This window comes from Halomonas sp. MCCC 1A11062, from assembly GCF_021404355.1.
Taxonomy (GTDB): domain Bacteria; phylum Pseudomonadota; class Gammaproteobacteria; order Pseudomonadales; family Halomonadaceae; genus Halomonas; species Halomonas aerodenitrificans.
Window position 1 is genome coordinate 1 of record NZ_JABFTW010000099.1, and the last position, 243, is coordinate 243.

The window sequence follows — 243 nt, forward strand, 5'->3', positions numbered from 1 at the left end:
CGCTGATGTACAACGCCCTGGCTTCCGGCGAAATGCTGCCGAACGTCGAGCTGAAGTGGTACCGCACCTCCGTCGAGGGCAAGCAGGAGCACTTCTTCACCACCACCCTGACCGACGCCACCATCGTCGACATCAACCTGCGCATGCCGCACGCCCAGGACTCCACCAAGTCTGAGTTCACTCAGCTGATGGACGTGTCCCTGGCCTACCGCAAGATCGACTGGGAACACAACGTCGCCGGCA

At 61.7% G+C, this 243-nt stretch carries 1 protein-coding gene; it reads left to right on the forward strand.

Translation table 11 applies throughout. The annotated features are described in order from the left end of the window. Positions 1 to 243 (forward strand): type VI secretion system tube protein TssD (gene tssD / locus HOP58_RS23330; RefSeq protein ID WP_234261945.1); only part of this gene is annotated, 243 nt, incomplete at both ends.